The following is a 16,351-nucleotide window of genomic DNA, read 5'->3' as shown; positions in this document are numbered from 1 at the left end:
TTTTCCCCGTTTTTTTTGGGGTCGGTTTGTTTGGGGGGTCCGTTTAATTTTTTCATCCCCCTGGGGGGCGCCCAATCGGGGGGGGCGGGGCGGCGGGGGCCGCCGCCCGACCGTTGTGAAGGACCGTTTTCAGGAAAGGCGTGATAAAGGGTCAGGCGAGGTAGTGCCAGCCGTGCCGCGCCGCCGCCCGGCCGAGGAAACGGGCCGCCCGGCTGCCGCCGAGCGCGGTCACGGCGAGCCGCTCGCGCGGCGCCGACTCGGTGGGCAGCGGCCGCCAGACGAGCTGCGGATCGCCCTGCACGGCGAGCTGCGGACGCAGGGCCACGAGTTCGGCCGTGGTCTGCAGCGCGTGCACGAACAGGGCCTGCTGGTCCTGGTCGATCGGGTGCAGCGCGGCGTTCCAGCCGAGCGCCGCGAGCTGGGCCGGCACGGTGTCCGCATAGCCCGGTGCGCATCCCTCGTCGTACCAGAGAAGCCGTTGGGTGGCGAGGTCCGCCCAGGTCGGCCGTGGTCGAGAGGCCAAGGGATGGTCGGCACGCATGACGACGCCGAGTGGCTCGTCCCAGACCACGGCCCGGACGAGCCCCGGCGCGTTGACGGGGAGCCGGACGATGCCGAACGCGATCTCGCCGTGCTGCAGCAGCTCCAGTTGGTCCGCCGCACTCACTGAGCGCATCCGCAGCCGTGGTCCCGTCTCGTGCCCGGCCTCGCGGGCGCCCTGGCCCGTCAGGCCGTTCTGCACCTCGGCGAGCACCTCGGCGGGTGCTCCGCCGCACACCCCGACCGGCCAGACGAGGGGTGTCGGCGCGGCGGCGGCGATGGCCGAACGGAGCTGGCCTGGAATACCCTGGATTTCCTTTAGGAAGGCCCGGCCGCCCGCTGTCAATTCGACGCCCCGGGAACTCCGAATGAATAGGGGTGCGCCTATCCGCCTTTCCAGACGCCTGATCTGCTGGCTCAGACTCGGTTGTGATATCCGCAATTCCTGGGCGGCCCCGGACACGGTTCCCGCGCGGACCACCGTCAGGAAATATCGAAGATGGCGCATGTCGAAGTCGTCGACATGCTCGGCATGAGTGACGGCACGTCCCACCCCGTCGTGGGCCGGACCGTCGAGTGTGTCGTCGGATCCCCCATGGCCCAGGGGGATCGCCCCGACCCTTTCGTCCAGCACACTCATCTGCTTCCCTCCGTCACATCGTGTCGTCCTGAGACCGTGTGGCCTGTCTGCCGCCCGGCGGAGGCTGTCCCCGGCAGACCGGGGACAGCCACAGCATGGCACGCATGGGCGGAAAAATACCTTCGGGAGGGTATTTTTAACGGCCCCGCAACCGACCCCTCATCGCCCGTGCACATCCAGATCGGCATCGCGGTCGCCGGAGAGCGCGTCGAGCAGCAGTCGCCACACCGCTTCCCAGGCCGAGGTGTCGCCGCATCCCGCGGAGCCGAAGGACACATGGAGTGCGCCGTGCATGGCCGCCAGCAGCAACTGGGCGACCAGTTCGGGTGGATGAGGCGCCATGCCGCCCTCCCGCTGGGCACGGTCGATGAGGTCGACCAGGTCGCGCCGTATCTCGTCGAAGACGTCCGGCATGGTGTGCGCCAGGTTCGGGCAGTCGGTGGCCAGCCGGAGCGCCGCCCGCAGCCTGACGTCCGCCCGCAGGCGACGGGCGAGGTCGAGGACGAGTGACTCCAGCGCCGTCCGTGCGGCGACCCCCGACATGTCCCGTGCGAGCAGCATCTCCTCCCATACCTCCTGGGACTGGGTCAGCAGGGCGCCGGCGAGAACTCGTTTGGAGGGGAAGTGCCCGTAGAGGGCTCCTTTCGTCATCCCCGTCCGCTCCGCCACGGCGTTGAGGGTGGCCCTGCTGTAGCCCTGAACGGCGAACTCCTCGGCCGCGGCGTCCAGCACCTTCTCTCGCGTACGCCGTGCCCGTTCCTGTTTGACCATGCGGGTGTGCCCTCCGGTGTCGATGAGGACATAAACATACCCTCGGGAAGGAATGTTTTGACCAGGAGGAAGTCGGCCGTACATCAGCCGTTTCCCGAGGCCGGAACGGGTCCTCCGGTCCGCGCGACTCCACCGCGCGGGCCGAGTGCTCCGGGGAGCACGGCCCAGCCTGCCGAACCGGCCTCCCGGGCCAGGGCGGGGGAGCCGCCCACCACCACCGGGTGTCCGACGGCGCGGAGCATGGCGAGATCGCTCTCGTGGTCGCCGTACGCGTAGCAGTCCGCCCTCCTGGCCCCGCGCTCGCGCAGGACGGTCCGGACCGTGTCGGCCTTGGTCTGCCCGATCATCGGCCGGTCCACCTCTCCGGTGAGGAGGCCGCCGGCCGTGACGACCTGCTCGGCGCACCGCACTTCGTCGGCGCCGAGATCCTCTGCCACGGCCTCCAGGAGCGAACCCAGGGACCCCGAGACCAGTACCACCTTGTGCCCTTGGGACCGATGCCGCTGCACGGCCTCGACACCGGCGGTCACGAACGCCCGCGGACCGCGACGATGGGTGTCGTACCAACTGCGTGCCGCCGATCGCAGGGTCACGACGGGGACGCCGGCGAAACGGCGGTAGTACTCCCGGTTCAGCGTGGTGCGATCCACGCCCGCCATCGCGAGCGCCCCCAGGTCGGGGACGTCGGCGGGGACGGGCCAGGCTCCCGAAGCCGCCCAGAAGTCCCAGAAGTCGAGCATGCTCTTGACGGCGACCAGGGTCTCGTCGACGTCGAAGAAGGCGACGACGACCCGCCCGCCGGGCAAAGCGGCTCCCTGGGTGTCATGGCCGTGCGGGCGTCTCAAGGGTTCGGACATGTCGGGCCGCCTCCCGTCGGCGCCAGCACGGCCTCCGTATACGCCCGGGCCGCCGCGTCGGGATCGAGCGCGCCGTGACCCGCAACGGCCGTCGCGTCCCGCCACGCGCGCTGAGCGGCACTGTCCGGGGACTGCGCGCGCAGGCCGGACGCTCGGAAGAGCGTGTCCACGGCCTCGCGGCACAGCGCGGCCGCCGTTGTGGCGTCCCTGCGGTTCTCGGCCACCGCGAGCGGGGTGATCTCGCCGTGGTCCGCCCGTCCGGCGGCGCCGCCGAGAAGCAGTTCTGCGGCATGGATCTGCGCCGAGGTCCCGGCCAGCACCGTGTGCGCCGCGGGATGCAGGGCTACGGCACCGGCGCGCTCGGCGGTCCAGGTGCGCAGCGCACCGCGGGCGATGCCGAGGAGCGGGGCGGCGAAGATGAGCGCGGCGACCATCGGGTACGGGACGCTGTGGCAGCGGGCCGCGTCGGCCTGGGGGTGGAGCAGGGTGTCCAGGGTGAACGAACGGTGGCCCGGAACCGGCACGCCGTCGGCCACCACGGTGTTGCTTCCGGTGCCGCGCAGACCGGAGGAACGCCAGGTGTCCAGCACGGACACCTGCGACCGGGGGACGGCGAAGATCCGGTGTTCCCGGCCCGCGTCGCCGTGGGTCCATGAGGCGAGCAGCACCCAGTCCGCGTGGTCGACTCCGCTGGCCGGCCGCCACTCGCCGGCGAGCAGCCAGCCGTCGTCCCGGGGCGTCGCAGTGCCCTGCGGCGGGACGACCGCGGCGGCGATCCGGACGTCCGGACCCCGCCCCCAGAGCTCGCGCTGGCCCTCGGCCGGGAGATAGGCCGCCAGCCGCCCGTGCGCGGCGAAGAGGGCGGCACACCAGGCCGTGGACGCGCAGCCCTCCGCCGCGGCCGCCGCGGCCGCCACCAGCGAGGCGAAGTGCCCAGCCGCTCCGTCCCACCGGCGTGGCACGAAGTGGCGCGAAAAGCCGGCGTGGCTGATCGCGGCGGCGACCTCCGGGGTGAGTTTGCGCCGCTCCTCCGTCGTGCCCAGATCGCGGCGGGCGATCTCGGTCAACTCCCCTATGGCGCGTGCCCGTACGAAGTCCACCCGCTCCGCGGTCAGCATGCCGCACCCGCACGGTGACGGCACGGCGCCGCGCAGGCCGCGCGGGCGTACGCGAGTTCGCGGTCGCCCTGCGCGGCCCGCAGGACGAGCGCGACGCCCTCGTCCCGTCCGTCGTCGGCGGCGCGTTCCGCCGTGATGGACACCGGCTGGTCCAATTCGCCGAACGACGTGAACGCGGAGGCGAGCGACCTGACGCACCGTGCCGCGTCCGGGGCCCTCGTTCCGTACTCCTGAGCGGTGGTGACGACGAGCGCCTGCCGGAAGGCCTCCAGCAGGGCCATGCCCGGTATGTGGTCCGACTCGTGGTCGAACAGCACGGGGTGGCCGAGGTCCAGGCGCAGCCACCACCGGCCGGACCGCGCCTCGTCGGCGGCCAACAGGACGTCGCGGCCGTGCCGTTGCCCCACCCGGGACGGCAGAAGGGGCACGGCTCTGGCGTGCTGCCGCGGGGGCGTCGTATCCGGGCCCGGCGCGCCGCGCTTGCGCAGCGTCGTGTAGAGGCGCGGTTCCACGGCCTCCCAGCGCATCCGCGCGCGTCCCACCGGACCGTGCCCCGCCCGCACCACCGCGTCCAGTTCGAAGCGGGAACGGCGGGGGTTGCCCGCAGTTCGCCGGGCATGCACGTCGAGGCCGAGGGCGAGTGGCGTGGCGTCCACCGGAGGCAGGGCCTCGTCGAGGTCCACGGCCAGCTCGCTCAGGACGAACGGACGGTGCAGAGGGATCTCCAGGAAGCGGTGCGACAGGTGGATGGCGGCCTGCCGAACCGTTTCGGCCAACAGGACGGAGTCGGCCGCGGGGCCGCCGAGGTGCCCCAGGAAGTGGTCGCGGTGCCATGCGGCGCCGACCGCGAACCGCTCGCTCCCCAGACGTGCCGCATCCGACAGGAGTACTTCCGCCAGGGCCGATTTGTGCACCGTCTCGCGCGGAACGCGACGGTCGAAGCGCAGCCTTCCCCATGGGTCCGGGGAACTCTTGCGGTCGAAAGGGGGCGTGGGCGATGGTACGGCGTGCACGTTCTCTTCCTCCCCAAGTCGCGGCAGCGGGGTTCAGCCCGCTGTCGTCCCGTCCCCACGGGAAGCGACCCAAGGAAAGATACCTTCGGGAAGGTATCTTGCCGAGAGCGATTTTGCGTCACCGTGGCCGAGGCAGCACGGTCTGCCCAGGCCGAACCCGTCGTGATCCACCCCGTCCGAGTCGCCCCACGCAGAGGAATTGAGCCATGCCGGAGCCGCAATCAGCCTATTCCGTGTTCGTACCCAAGAAGATCGTCACCAGAAGAGGACCCGACCCCAAACAGGACAGGTCCGCGCGCACCAAGCAACTGGTGCTGGCCGCGGCCTCGGAGCTGTTCGCGTCGCAGGGATTCCGCCACACGTCGATCCAGGCCGTCGCCGACCGGGTGGAGATGACCAAGGGGGCCGTCTACTTCCACTACCCGACCAAGGAGGCGCTCGCCGTGGCCGTGGTCGAGGAGCACTACGCACGATGGCCGTTGCTCCTCGAGCAGGTCGCGGCGGAGGGGTTCGGACCGCTGGACACCGCCGTGCAGATGCTCGCGCGCGCCGTCGTGTCGTTCCGCGACGACGTCATCGTGCAGGCCGGGGCGCGGCTGCAGATCGAGCGTCCGCAGATAGACGCAGAGCTGCCGACGCCGTACGTCGACTGGACCGAACTCCTCGCGTCCCTGCTCGTCGCCGCCCGGGAGACGGGTGAACTCCGGGACGGTGTCTCGCCCGAGGCGGCGGCGCGGTCGCTGGTCTCCGCGTTCTTCGGCGTGCAGCACATCTCGGACGTGCTGCACGGCAGGACGGATGTCGTGGAGCGCTGGGCCGAGTCGAGCGAGCTGCTCTTCCACGCCATCCGGGCACGGTGACGCCGCCTTCGGCCGGATGTCCGCGCGGTGGACACGCAGCGGCGCGCCGCGGCCTCGACCGTGGCGCGCCACCAGGACGTGCGCCGTCACACGGGCTTCGCCACCCGGTGCCGGGTGGCCACGACCACCAGGCCGCCCACGACCGCGAGGGTCAGCAGGACCGTGCCGAAGATGGTCGAGCCCGTGGTCAGACCCACGGCATCGCTGAGGTAGCCGGCCGACACGGGCAGCAGACCCGCCGGGATGTAACCGCCCACGTTGAGCGCGGCGTTGGCCTCGGCGAGGCGCTCTGGCGGTACGGAGTGGTTGAGCAGGGAGAGGCCGCCGAGCTGGCCCATGCCCTGGCCGGCGCCGGCCAGCAGCGCGGAGGCGATGAGCGCCGCGACCGAGGAGGTGTGCACGGCGACGATGAGCGTGGCCATGCTGAGGGTGGTGCTCACCGCGCCGGCGGTGAGGATCGTGGGCCTGGCCAGCTTCTGGACCGCGAACTGCACTCCGGTGGCGGTGATGAACATGGCGAACGCCATGGCTCCGGCGACGATCCGGCTGGTGGTGCCGAGCAGGCCGGACAGCAGCGACGGGCCGAGCGAGAGCACGAAGGACGTCGCGGTGATTCCGGGCGCGAACACTGCGATGCCGAGGGTGAGTTGCAGACCGTTGCCGTGCGGTACGCCGGGCACGCGCACCCAGGCGCCCTTGGCGGGCGCCGTGGGACGCCGTACCGGCATGCGCAGGACGGCGAAGGCGGCGGTGGCCAGGAGTGCCGCCTCGACGACGAAGACGGTGACCGTCGGCGCGGGAAGCGTCTCCGACAGGATGCCGGCGAGCAGCGGGCCGAGACCGGCCCCGAAGACCATCGCGCAGGAGGCGAGCAGGGCCGCGAGCCGCTTGCGGTCCTGGCCCGCGACGTCCGTCACGGCCGCCATGCCCGCGGAGACCACGGCACCCACCGCGATGCCGGTGAACAGCCGGGCCACGATCAGTGCGGCCACGCTGGTGGCGGTCGCGAAGATGAGGCAGGCGGCCAGGGCGAGCCCGAGTGCGGGCAGCAGTACGGGTTTGCGCCCGAGCCGGTCGGACACGATGCCGGAGACGAGCAGGGAGCCGATCAGGCCGACGATGTAGAAGGCGAACACCACGGTCAGGGTGCCCTTGGAGAAGCCGATGTCGTGCTGCCACAGCACGTAGAGCGGGGTCGCCGCGTTGGAGAGGACGAAGACCGCGGTCACCGGCCACGCGGCCAGCCACACCCACCAGGTGGGACTCGGCGGGACGCTCGCCCGCGATCGCTCACCCACCTCGGGGTGCTGCTGCTCGCCCACCGCCTGCACAGGCACCGTTCGACTTTCTGACATGACCGCTCCCTCCAGCGAGCTCAGTACGAGTCAAGTCGAACTTAGCATGCAGTACGATTGGAGTCGTACATAGGATTCGGGCTATAGGGAGTTGCTTATGCCTTCGACGGTGGGGTCGGTGCCGGCGTTCAAGGTGCTGCCGGAACCCGCGGGGCTGCCGGGACCACTGCCCGAGCCGGCGGTCGAGGACCTGCGCCTGGAGACAGTGCTGGGTGCGCTGAGCGATCCCCTGCGCCTGCGTATCGTGCGCAAACTCCTCCTGGAATCCGAGCAGTTCGACCACTCGTGCGGCTGGTTCGGCCTCGATCGCCCCAAGTCCACACTCACGCATCACTTCAAGGCCCTGCGCGAGGCCGGCATCACACGGCAGCGCCAGTACGGCCTGGAACGCCGCAGCCACGTCCGCGTCGACGACCTCAACGCGCGGTTCCCCGGCCTCTTGGAGCTGGTGGCCGCCTGGGTGTCGGACGAGCCCTGAGTCGATGAAACGGCGTCCATGGGTTGCGCTCACCCGCAAGGCTGAGGAGTCCTACGGCGTCGGTGACGCGCAAGGCTGCCCGGCTTCGCCGCCAGGGGGTGAGGCGGTGTTTGGACGCCGTCGGACAGCCATCTCCGACGAACTGGTGGGTGCCCCGGCCCGATCTGCAGGCCCCGTCCTGATAGGGGGTGACTGTGCGTGTGCCTTACTGGTCGGGGCTGCTGTGTGGATTCCAGCGTCTTCGTGCCCGCGGACTGGAGAACCCCCGGTCGGTCAGGTCGCCAAGGACTTCGACCTGACCGAGGCCGCGGTGCGCGACCGGGTGAATCAGCCGAAGTCGACAAAGGCGAGCGCGAGGAGCCGGCCTGGGTGAAATCTGCTTCTCCGTAGGGGACTTCGGCGAGAGCGTGTGGATCCGGGAGCGAAAGTCGGTGGCCCTCGAGTGTGTACCGCCTTAGAGTGAGGACTGCTTCGCGCGGCGGCTCTTGGCTGTCGCTGTCTGCTGAGTGAGAAACGGGAGGTGTGACTGATGGCTGTCTCTGTGACGGGCCCTGCCCGCAACCAGAAGCTCGTCCACTCCACCTCCGTGGTCTCCGGCTGACCTTTCCTGTTTCTTCGCGCCTGTGATTGCGCGCGGCCGGGACTGCCCCTGTGAAGGGTTTCCCTTGAATCTCTCTTCTCCTTCGGCTTCCTCTGCTTCGTCGCGTCCTCTGGCCCTGTACGGCTGGGACGAGGGATGGGAAGCGGAGTTCGCTCCGTATGCCGAGCAGGGTCTCCTGCCCGGCCGTGTCGTACGTGTCGACCGCGGCCAGTGCGACGTGGTCACCGCCGACGGCGTCCTGCGGGCCGACACCGCGTTCGTCACCCCGCACGACCCGATGCGGGTCGTGTGCACCGGCGACTGGGTCGCCGTCGAACCCGGCGGCAACCCCCGCTACGTACGGACGTATCTGCCGCGCCGTACCGCCTTCGTGCGCTCCACCTCCTCCAAACGGTCCGAGGGGCAGATCCTCGCCGCCAACGTCGACCACGCGATCGTCGCCGTGTCCCTGGCCGTCGAACTCGACCTCGGACGCATCGAACGCTTCCTGGCCCTCGCCTGGGAGAGCGGCGGGACTGCGCAGCGGTGAAGCGCGCTTGGAGAGCGTGCAGGCTCGCTGCTTGGCGGATGGATGCCGTCGACAGCGTCCGCTGCTCTGGCGACGACTGGCCAATGCCAGAGTTCAGTCGGCCGGACACCTCCCACGTGCCGACCTCGGATGCCGTAGAGCGGAGCTGGCCGGCGACCGTCTCCGCGCTGCCCATCGGTTCCCATGTCAGCGGGAGGGTCGCGGGCCGCCGACCGTTCGGTGTCGTCTTGTTTCTCGATGGCGTACCCGGTGCAGTCGGCCTTGCCGAGATCGCCGCCATGCCTTACTGCATGGAATTGCGGGGCCGGCCCCGTACCTGGTGCGTGGCGCGGCGAACCGCGGATCCTTGGGTGTGGCCTTCGGGTCAACTCCCTGTTGGCGATGGAGTGTTCACGGTGCTTGCGAGTGGGCCAAGCTGTGATCGACGGGCCCGGGGGAGAAGGGAGGCGGCGCGATGGGGTTCTGGACATGGGGTGAGCCGGAGGAAGTCGGCTTCGATGAGGTCGTGGACACGGACAGCCAGATCTGTCCCACAGCCCGACCGGGCATAAGCCGGTGCTCAGACCGACGGCGAGGGTGAGGACGAATCGACGCCACTCGCCTTGCCCAGCTGTCGGCGCGCCGAGCGCATGCGCACCCGTCACACCCTGGATGGCGTGTTGAGCGAGGGAATGGGGCTACGTGCCATCGCCCGCCACCTGGGCCGGGGGCGGCACACCGTCCAGCGATACGCCCGCGCTGCCCGCCGGGCAGGACATGGTCGCCGGACGCCGCTCACGCACCAGCCGTCTCGACATCCATCAGGCTGGATCAACCGGCATCCCGACACCCTCACCGAGGACGAAGTCCAGCATCTCAAGGCCGTTCTCAACGCCTGCCCGGAACTGGAGCAAACCCATGACCTCGTCCGGGACTTCGCCCGCATGCTCAGTCGACATACCGGTGCCGGCCAGCCGAACTGGATCAGCAACGCCCGCGACGCTCGACTACCCGGGATAACCGGGCTCGCCCGCGGGTTGACCGCGACGCTTGCATGCTGGAAAGGAGAGCTGAGTTCGCCCGTGATCTGGGAAGGGGGCGTGCGTGAGGACCGGCTCCGGGAAGCGGCCTGAACGTGGTTGCCGTCATCGGACTGGGCATCCTCGGAGCCCACGTGGGCTGGAATCGGTCCCGGCACAGTGCCATCAGGCCCGACCTGTTCCCCGGTCCACTTGCCCTGCATAGGTGTTCGAGGTAGTCGGCGGCGCGGCGGTGGCCGCGGGCGGGGGCTGGTTGAGGCTGCTGGCCAGGACGTGGCGGAGCCGGTCAGAGCCGCGGCGCCGCGCTGTCCAACCCCCGCACCAGCCGTTCCTGGAGCCGGGAGTGTTCCCGTCCGGCAGCCGCTGGGCCGTCGGCTGGATCGACTTGCGTCGGTCGTCCAGCATCAGCCCCCGCAGGTGGCACTCGCCCTTGGCCCCGGCCTTCAGCCAAGGCGCTCTTGGTTGTCATCGCTTCGCGTGCGTAGCGATCGCAGGCTTCATGAAGCGGTTGACCGGTGTCTCGACGAAGCGGTAGGAGATCATGGAGACGACGACGCACAGCGCGTAGAAGGCAATGACGAAAAGCACACCCTCGGCGACCGAGTTGCCCCAGGGGTGCACATACCGCTGGCAGACCATGATGAAGGCCCACTGGTTACATGTAAATATCAAAGGTGTACTTGCCGTAGGTCGAGATGCGGGTGACGGCGCGGTTCTCCGTGGCACCCGGGGCGTTCCAGCGGGCGATCTCCTTGGCCGCCAGGGCGCCGATGAGCAGGATGATCGGGAGGATCGTCAACGCCGTCAGGTCGAACAGGATCGGTGCCCAAAGCTCCTCGACCACCACCGCGAGCGCGAGCAGTGCCGTGGGCAGCCAGACGTTCCGAGTCCACCTGCCACGCAGCACCAGCAGGCAGACCAGCATTCCGCACAGAGCCTCCAGGACGCGAGTGAGCGGGAAGACGTAGACGAGCCAGTACTTCCACTCGGAGACACGGACGAGGTGGCCGTGCTCAGTGAACGCTGCGTTCGCGAAGGTCGCGCCGTCCGGCAGGAGTTGCAGAACGAGCGGCAACAGCAGCACGACCGCGACCAGACCGGCCAGCAGGCCGAACAGGAACCGGTCGCCGCGGCGGGCCAGGAATCTGCACGCGGCCGGGAACACCGCATACAGGACGAGTTCGGTCGACAGAGTCCACGCCGGGGCGTTGGCCGCCCAGTAGATGCTGTGGTCCGGGAACCAGCCTTGCAGGAGGGTGAGCGTGGCGAACAGGCCGGTGGCCGGGAAGGTGGCGGCGAAGGCGCACACAATCACAGCCCAGGTCAGGAAGTGCACCGGCAGGATGCGCAGCAATCGGCGGGCCTGGAAGCCGCGGTCCGGCGGGCGCTGTGCGGATATCCAGGTCAGGATGAAGCCGCTGAGGACGATGAAGAACGACACCGCGTTGAAGCCGGCGGGATTGAAAATGCGGTAGTACGTCTCCTGCACCGCGTGGTCCCGGAAGACCTGCTCGAAGGACAGATGCGAGGCCAGGATGCAGAAGGACGGCAGCAGACGGGCGGCTGCGATGAGGGTGAGCTGTCTCGCCGCCGGGCGCACCGGTGACTTCTCCGTACGGACAGGGATGTCGGTAGGGGTGGATGTCAACGCATGGGTGGTCACCCCCGTACCCTCACACCCTCACACTCAGTGTGAGGGTCAAGCCGATTTCGGGGGTGAGGATCGTCACTGTACGGGCGGACTCACCTGCGCGTAACGGCTGTTGGGGCGGGCCAGGTGCAGGTGGCCGCGCAGCGTCGTCGCGTCGTAGGCGGTGCGGAACGCTCCGCGTCGCTGCAGCTCGGGTACCAGCCCGCGAGTGATCTCCAGGAGGTCGTGCGGCAGCGTGCCGGGCCGCAGCCGGAAGCCGTCGAGCCCGGCTTGGCGCCAGTCCAGCAGCAGGTCGGCGAGTTCGCCGGGAGTGCCCGTGAACACCTCGGCGTCGGAGGCGAGTTCGGCGCCATCCAGGGAATCGAGGCGGGCCTTGCGGTTCGCGGCAGCGCCTGGCTCGGCATCCAGGAAGACCAGGAGCTCCGCGAACCGGAGCAACGGCCACGCACGCGTGTCGCGGCCGGTGCGATCGGCGGCCGTGTCCAGCTGGGCGAGGACAGCCGTGGCACCCACGCGGTCGTGCGGCGTGACGTACACGACGTCACATGAGCGTGCCGCGAACTCGTACGGCACCAAGGCGTGCGCCAGGCTTGTCACCAGCGGCTGTCCCTGCGGCGGGCGCGGGGTGATGGAGGGGCCGCGGACGCTGAAGCTGTCGCCCGTGAAGTCGATGTGGTGCACCTTGCGGTGGTCGATGAACCTGCCGGTCGTTGCGTCCCGGATCTCTGCGTCGTCCTCCCAGCTGTCCCACAGCCGCCGGGCGACCTCCACTGCATCGGCGGCCTCGTCGAACAGGGGGCGTAGCCGCCGACCGATCCGCTCCGGGTCGCGCACGTCGTCGTCACTGAGCTGCGGCGTCGCACGGCGACCGAAGTGGGCGGCGTCGGCAGCGCGTGCGGCGATCTGCGGGCGCCAGCCCGCCCGGCCGCCACTCGCGTGGTCGAGGGTGGCGATGCCGGTGGCCACGTGGAACGGCTCGGTGTGGGTGACATTGGCGGTCGGGACGAGGCCGATATGCGTGGTCAGAGGTGCCACGCGGGCCGCGAGCAGGACCGCGTCCAGGTTGCCGCGAACCTGGTCGGTACGGTCGTCGGGTTGGTGGAATGCGGCGGACTGCATGCCGAGCGCGTCCTCGAAGGTGACGAAGTCGAGCAGACCGCGCTCGGCCTCGGCGACCAGGTCCGCCCAGTACTTGGCGGTGAACAGCGCGCCGGGCTGGGCGTCCTCGGCCCGCCAGGCCGCCGGGTGCCAGCCGGCGGCGTCCAGGGCGACGGCGAGATGCAGCGGGGATGCGGTCACGAGGCCTCCTCCTCGGCAGCCGTGTTTGCCGCGTTTTCTCCCCTGTCGTGCGGCAGGCCCAGATGGTCACGGAGCGTCCTGCCCGTGTAGTCCCGCCGGAACACCCCCTTGTCCTGGAGCAGCGGCACGACCTGGGCCACGAAGTCGTCCAGGCCGCCGGGGGTCAGGTGCGGGACGAGGACGAAGCCGTCGGCGCCGCCGGTCTGCACGAAGTGGTCGATCGCGTCCGCGACCGTGCGCGGGGCGCCGACGAAGGTCTGGCCGCCGCTGACCTCGATGGCCAGTTCGCGGATGCTCAGGCCGCGCCGTTCGGCGAGGGACCGCCAGCGCCGCGCCGTCTCGGCGCGGCCCCGGCGGAACAGTGAATGGCCCTTCAACGTCAGCGAGTCGGGGTCGGGGTCGATGTCCGGCAGTGGGCCGTCGGGGTCGTAACCGGACAGATCACGGCCCCAGACGGCCTCCAGGTGTGCGATCGCGGTCTGCGGGCTCATCTGGGCGCGCGTGATCTCGTCGGCATACGCGGCAGCCTCTGTATCGGTGTCCGCCACCACCACGGTCGCCGTGGGCAGGATCATCAGTTGGTCCGGGGTGCGGCCGTGCCGGGCCAGGCGCCCCTTGACATCCCGGTAGAAGCTGCGGGCCTGGTCGAGCCGGTTGTACTTGCTGAAGACGACGTCGGCCTCGGCGGCGGCGAACTCGCGGCCCGGGTCCGAGTCGCCCGCCTGGATGATCACCGGATGCCCCTGCGGCGGGCGGGGGGTGGGGAAGCGGCCGGAGATGTCGAAGTGCCGCCCGGGATGCGCGAAGCGACCGGCTCCGGCCCGGATGTATTCGCCGGCCACGGCGTCGGAGCGCACATCGCCGTCGGCCCAGCTGTCCCAGAGCTCGCGCGCGGTCGTCAGGAACTCGGCCGCGCGCCCGTACCGGTCGGCCTCGGCGAGGAAACCGCCCCGCCGGAAGTTCTCGCCGGTGAAGGCGTCGGAGCTGGTGACCACGTTCCAGGCGGTGCGCCCGGCGCTGAGATGGTCGAGGGTCGACAGCCGGCGCGCCACCTCATAGGGCTCGTTGAAGGTGGTGTTGACGGTCGCGGCGAGTCCGAGCCGGGTGGTGACCGCGGCCAGGGCGCTCAGCTGGGTGAGGTTGTCCGGCCGGCCCACCACGTCCAGGTCGTACAGCTGCCCCTTGCGCTCGCGCAGTCTGAGGCCCTCGGCCAGGAAGAAGAAGTCGAAGCGGCCGCGTTCTGCGGTCTGCGCGAGGTGCAGGAAGGAGTCGAAGGCGATCTGGCTCTTCGAGCGCGGGTCTGACCAGACGGTCACATTGTGGATGCCGGGCAGCTGGGCCGCGAGGTGCACCTGCTTGCGTCCGGCGGGGGCCGGGCTGCTCATGAGGCCGGAAGCGGGGCAGCGGCGGCGGGGGAGACGTACCGCACCGTGTTCTCGAAGGTGACCCCGTGGCTCTTGACGTCGATGCCGATGCGGTCGCCGTCGGCGATCTGGAAGCCGTCGTGGAAGCTGGCCTCGTCGGCGCCCAGGAGCACATAGTTGACCAGGCCGGGCCGGCGCACCGCTGGGAAAGAGAACAGGTGGTCTGCCATGTCCCGGACCCGGAAGTACAGCGCGTCGCTGCCGCAGTCGAAGTTGCCCTCCCAGGCGGTCGCACCGTCCCGCACGATGGTGACCCGGCCGGTCGCCGAGCGCGGCGGCGGGCCGAGGAACAGCCAGGGAGCGAGCGCGGTGTCGCACAGCTTGCAGTACGGGTTGTAACCGGGGTCCTTGCGGTGCAGGCCGATGTCGCACAGGTCGTTGCCGAAGGTGTAACCGGCGTAGTGCGGCGTGCCGTCGGCGTCGTTGACGTAGACGAGCACGACCTCCGGCTCTTCGATGAGCGCGATCGGGTGGGCGGGCACGGTCAGGGGCTCGCCGGGCAGCCGCGCCCAGTCGCCGAAGCCCTTGAAGAACCACTTGGGCGGCGTGAACTCGCCTTCCTCCGGGGCGCTCTGCCCGCCCCACTTCTTCTTGTGCGTGCCCATGAAACCGCTCAGCAGCGCGGAACCGGACGTCGACGGCAGCAGCGGAACCAGCGGGCGCACGCTCGCGTCGCCGGCGATGACGACGGCGGTCTCGGCGCCCTCGGCGACAGCGGTCCTGACGGCGTCCGCGGAGCCGTCGGTGGCGGAGAACGCGGCAGCCAGGGCGCCCTCGGCAACCCGGTACAGCGTCTGTGGTTCGCCCGGCAAGGGTCGGTCGAAAGCGACGTAGCGGCCGTTCTCGTAGGCGACCTCGGTGAGGACAGGCGGCAGGGACTGGGACATGAGAGGCCTCCAGGTGCGGTCAGTGGCGGGGAGTGCTGAGGTCGGCCAGGGCTTCGCCGAGGTGGGCGAGGCCCTGGCTGATCCAGGGCAGGGCAAGCGGGTCGAGAGCGCTCAGTGCGGCGGTTTGCTGCTCGTCGGTGTCGCCGTACAAGCGGCTGGTGGCGGTGCGGATCCGCAGCGCGCTGCTCGGCTCGCCGAAGGCGCTTGCCGGCAGGACGCCGACGCCGTGGCGCTCGACGAGGAACCGGACCAGGTCCTCGCCGCGGCTGACGCCGTGTGCCTCGGTGAGGCGGGCGCGCAGCGCTTCGAAGTCCGGGTAGAGGTAGCAGGTGGCGGTCACCGGTGCGACGTCCGCGCCGACCGCCGTGAAGCGGGCGGCTGCCGCACGGGCCACCGTCGCGTGCAGCCGCCTGCTCGCTGCGATCCGCGCGGTGATCTCCGGTGGCTCGGCGAAGGCGTAGGCCGCGGCCGTCTGCACCGGGGCGGGCGGGCTGGACCAGATCTGGCTGGCGACGGAGATCAGCCGGGTGCGCAGTTCGTGTCCGGCAGGACTGTCGGGCAGCCGGGCCACGCCGGTACGCCAGCCGCCCAGCGCCAGGTTCTTGGTGAGCCCGGTGGTGACGACCGTGCGCTCCGGGGCGTACGCCGCCGGGGAGACCGCCGCGCGATCAGGGTCGTGGACGAGGTCGCCGTAGATCTCGTCGGAGACCACGACGAGGTCGAGGTCGCGGGCCGCCTCGGCCAGGGACCGCACGGTCCCGGCGGAGGCGACGGTGCCGGTCGGGTTGTCCGGCACCGTCACCACGACGGCGCGCGGGTCCTGCCCTGCGGCGCGCGCGACGGAGACCGCCTCGCGCAGCCGCTGCGGATCCGGGACACCGCCCTCGCCCGGCAGGATCGCCACCGGCAGCGGGCGCCCGCCCGCGAGCCGGGCCTGCGCCGCGTAGCTGACCCAGCTCGGCACGGGCACCACCACGTCACCGCCGATCGCGAGGAGCAGCGCGAACAGCAGCGCCTTGCTGCCCGGGCCGGCGACCACGAGCCCGGGATCGGTGGACAGGCCGCGCCGCTGCCAGTAGCCGGCGGCGGCCTCGCGCAGTGCGGGGCTGCCGGCCACCGGGCCGTAGGCGTTCTCCTCCGCCGCGGCGGCCAGCCGTTCGCGCAGCGCCGGATGCACGGGCAGGCCGATCTCGCCGCTGGTCATGGGAAGCACGCGTTGTCCCGCGCGGCGCCGCTCGTCAAGGGCGGCGTCGGCGGCGAGCGTCGCCGACATGGGGACGGCGGCGGCTCGCCGTGGGGCCGTGCGCAC

The 16,351-nt window shown here is 70.7% G+C and carries 15 protein-coding genes and 1 pseudogene; 4 read left to right on the top strand and 12 right to left on the bottom strand.

Annotated features, from left to right (window positions below):
- Positions 1 to 151: 151 nt before the first annotated feature.
- The 5 genes from AB0N07_RS37975 to AB0N07_RS37955 all read right to left on the bottom strand — a co-directional run bounded on the left by AB0N07_RS37975 (position 152) and on the right by AB0N07_RS37955 (position 4,939).
- A complete protein-coding gene (locus tag AB0N07_RS37975) occupies positions 152 to 1,180 on the bottom strand; it encodes a LysR family transcriptional regulator (RefSeq protein WP_365843221.1) in 1,029 nt (342 codons plus the stop codon).
- Between the two features lie 159 nt (positions 1,181 to 1,339).
- The gene (locus AB0N07_RS37970; RefSeq protein ID WP_365843219.1) at positions 1,340 to 1,951 is read right to left on the bottom strand and encodes a TetR/AcrR family transcriptional regulator; all 612 of its coding nucleotides are present in this window, start codon (positions 1,949 to 1,951) and stop codon (positions 1,340 to 1,342) included.
- Positions 1,952 to 2,034: 83 nt separating this feature from the next.
- Positions 2,035 to 2,808: an HAD-IB family hydrolase gene (locus AB0N07_RS37965; RefSeq protein WP_365843217.1), complete on the bottom strand. Its 774-nt coding sequence runs from the start codon at positions 2,806 to 2,808 to the stop codon at positions 2,035 to 2,037.
- The gene (locus AB0N07_RS37960) at positions 2,793 to 3,926 is read right to left on the bottom strand and encodes an oxidoreductase (protein ID WP_365843215.1); all 1,134 of its coding nucleotides are present in this window, start codon (positions 3,924 to 3,926) and stop codon (positions 2,793 to 2,795) included. Before AB0N07_RS37960 ends, AB0N07_RS37965 begins: the two co-directional genes overlap by 16 nt.
- Positions 3,920 to 4,939, bottom strand: a complete 1,020-nt coding sequence (locus AB0N07_RS37955; RefSeq protein ID WP_365843213.1) for a ScbA/BarX family gamma-butyrolactone biosynthesis protein — start codon at positions 4,937 to 4,939, stop codon at positions 3,920 to 3,922. Before AB0N07_RS37955 ends, AB0N07_RS37960 begins: the two co-directional genes overlap by 7 nt.
- A 206-nt stretch (positions 4,940 to 5,145) precedes the next feature.
- Between AB0N07_RS37955 and AB0N07_RS37950 the strand changes: the two genes are divergently transcribed.
- A complete protein-coding gene (locus AB0N07_RS37950; protein ID WP_365843211.1) occupies positions 5,146 to 5,799 on the top strand; it encodes a ScbR family autoregulator-binding transcription factor in 654 nt (217 codons plus the stop codon).
- An 86-nt stretch (positions 5,800 to 5,885) separates the two neighbouring features.
- Here the strand turns inward: AB0N07_RS37950 and AB0N07_RS37945 are convergent, their stop codons facing one another.
- Complete coding sequence (locus AB0N07_RS37945) at positions 5,886 to 7,154, bottom strand: MFS transporter (protein WP_365843209.1); 1,269 nt, start codon at positions 7,152 to 7,154, stop codon at positions 5,886 to 5,888.
- A gap of 97 nt (positions 7,155 to 7,251) precedes the next feature.
- Between AB0N07_RS37945 and AB0N07_RS37940 the strand changes: the two genes are divergently transcribed.
- The 3 genes and pseudogenes from AB0N07_RS37940 (at position 7,252) to AB0N07_RS37930 (ending at position 9,874) form a co-directional block, all read left to right on the top strand.
- Complete coding sequence (locus AB0N07_RS37940) at positions 7,252 to 7,632, top strand: ArsR family transcriptional regulator (protein ID WP_365843207.1); 381 nt, start codon at positions 7,252 to 7,254, stop codon at positions 7,630 to 7,632.
- Between the two features lie 665 nt (positions 7,633 to 8,297).
- Positions 8,298 to 8,744: pseudogene (gene rsgA, locus AB0N07_RS37935) on the top strand (GTPase RsgA); the annotation flags it as partial.
- Between the two features lie 647 nt (positions 8,745 to 9,391).
- A complete protein-coding gene (locus AB0N07_RS37930; protein WP_365843205.1) occupies positions 9,392 to 9,874 on the top strand; it encodes a hypothetical protein in 483 nt (160 codons plus the stop codon).
- Positions 9,875 to 10,246: 372 nt separating this feature from the next.
- On the opposite strand, the gene AB0N07_RS37925 is transcribed toward AB0N07_RS37930, so the two are convergent.
- From AB0N07_RS37925 to AB0N07_RS37900, 6 genes are all read right to left on the bottom strand, one after another.
- Complete coding sequence (locus tag AB0N07_RS37925) at positions 10,247 to 10,420, bottom strand: hypothetical protein (protein ID WP_365843203.1); 174 nt, start codon at positions 10,418 to 10,420, stop codon at positions 10,247 to 10,249.
- 16 nt (positions 10,421 to 10,436) lie between these two features.
- The gene (locus tag AB0N07_RS37920) at positions 10,437 to 11,429 is read right to left on the bottom strand and encodes an acyltransferase family protein (RefSeq protein WP_365843201.1); all 993 of its coding nucleotides are present in this window, start codon (positions 11,427 to 11,429) and stop codon (positions 10,437 to 10,439) included.
- A gap of 78 nt (positions 11,430 to 11,507) precedes the next feature.
- Entirely contained in the window at positions 11,508 to 12,731 is a 1,224-nt protein-coding gene (locus tag AB0N07_RS37915; RefSeq protein WP_365843199.1) for an LLM class flavin-dependent oxidoreductase, read from the bottom strand.
- Positions 12,728 to 14,116 (bottom strand): NtaA/DmoA family FMN-dependent monooxygenase, encoded by a 1,389-nt coding sequence (locus AB0N07_RS37910; RefSeq protein WP_365843197.1) that lies wholly within the window; start codon positions 14,114 to 14,116, stop codon positions 12,728 to 12,730. The genes AB0N07_RS37915 and AB0N07_RS37910 overlap by 4 nt, the downstream gene beginning before the upstream one ends.
- A complete protein-coding gene (locus AB0N07_RS37905) occupies positions 14,113 to 15,042 on the bottom strand; it encodes a fumarylacetoacetate (FAA) hydrolase (RefSeq protein ID WP_365843195.1) in 930 nt (309 codons plus the stop codon). The genes AB0N07_RS37910 and AB0N07_RS37905 overlap by 4 nt, the downstream gene beginning before the upstream one ends.
- 19 nt (positions 15,043 to 15,061) lie before the next feature.
- Positions 15,062 to 16,315 carry a pyridoxal phosphate-dependent aminotransferase gene (locus tag AB0N07_RS37900; protein ID WP_365843223.1) on the bottom strand — a complete coding sequence of 418 codons (1,254 nt, stop codon included), beginning with the start codon at positions 16,313 to 16,315 and terminating at the stop codon, positions 15,062 to 15,064.
- Between the last annotated feature and the right edge of the window lie 36 nt (positions 16,316 to 16,351).

This window comes from Streptomyces sp. NPDC051172 (assembly GCF_040682555.1).
Lineage (GTDB): Bacteria > Actinomycetota > Actinomycetes > Streptomycetales > Streptomycetaceae > Streptomyces.
This window is presented reverse-complemented; position numbering and strand designations above follow the sequence as displayed.

What these genes read in the sequence shown, in the direction of transcription:
- AB0N07_RS37950 (WP_365843211.1), top strand. Translation starts at nt 5,146, where the DNA reads ATGCCGGAGCCGCAATCAGCCTATTCCGTGTTCGTACCCAAGAAGATC.
- AB0N07_RS37930 (WP_365843205.1), top strand. Translation starts at nt 9,392, where the DNA reads ATGCGCACCCGTCACACCCTGGATGGCGTGTTGAGCGAGGGAATGGGG.
- AB0N07_RS37925 (WP_365843203.1), bottom strand. Translation starts at nt 10,420, where the DNA reads ATGGTCTGCCAGCGGTATGTGCACCCCTGGGGCAACTCGGTCGCCGAG.
- AB0N07_RS37940 (WP_365843207.1), top strand. Translation starts at nt 7,252, where the DNA reads ATGCCTTCGACGGTGGGGTCGGTGCCGGCGTTCAAGGTGCTGCCGGAA.
- AB0N07_RS37945 (WP_365843209.1), bottom strand. Translation starts at nt 7,154, where the DNA reads ATGTCAGAAAGTCGAACGGTGCCTGTGCAGGCGGTGGGCGAGCAGCAG.
- AB0N07_RS37960 (WP_365843215.1), bottom strand. Translation starts at nt 3,926, where the DNA reads ATGCTGACCGCGGAGCGGGTGGACTTCGTACGGGCACGCGCCATAGGG.
- AB0N07_RS37905 (WP_365843195.1), bottom strand. Translation starts at nt 15,042, where the DNA reads ATGTCCCAGTCCCTGCCGCCTGTCCTCACCGAGGTCGCCTACGAGAAC.
- AB0N07_RS37965 (WP_365843217.1), bottom strand. Translation starts at nt 2,808, where the DNA reads ATGTCCGAACCCTTGAGACGCCCGCACGGCCATGACACCCAGGGAGCC.
- AB0N07_RS37910 (WP_365843197.1), bottom strand. Translation starts at nt 14,116, where the DNA reads ATGAGCAGCCCGGCCCCCGCCGGACGCAAGCAGGTGCACCTCGCGGCC.
- AB0N07_RS37975 (WP_365843221.1), bottom strand. Translation starts at nt 1,180, where the DNA reads ATGAGTGTGCTGGACGAAAGGGTCGGGGCGATCCCCCTGGGCCATGGG.
- AB0N07_RS37900 (WP_365843223.1), bottom strand. Translation starts at nt 16,315, where the DNA reads ATGTCGGCGACGCTCGCCGCCGACGCCGCCCTTGACGAGCGGCGCCGC.
- AB0N07_RS37970 (WP_365843219.1), bottom strand. Translation starts at nt 1,951, where the DNA reads ATGGTCAAACAGGAACGGGCACGGCGTACGCGAGAGAAGGTGCTGGAC.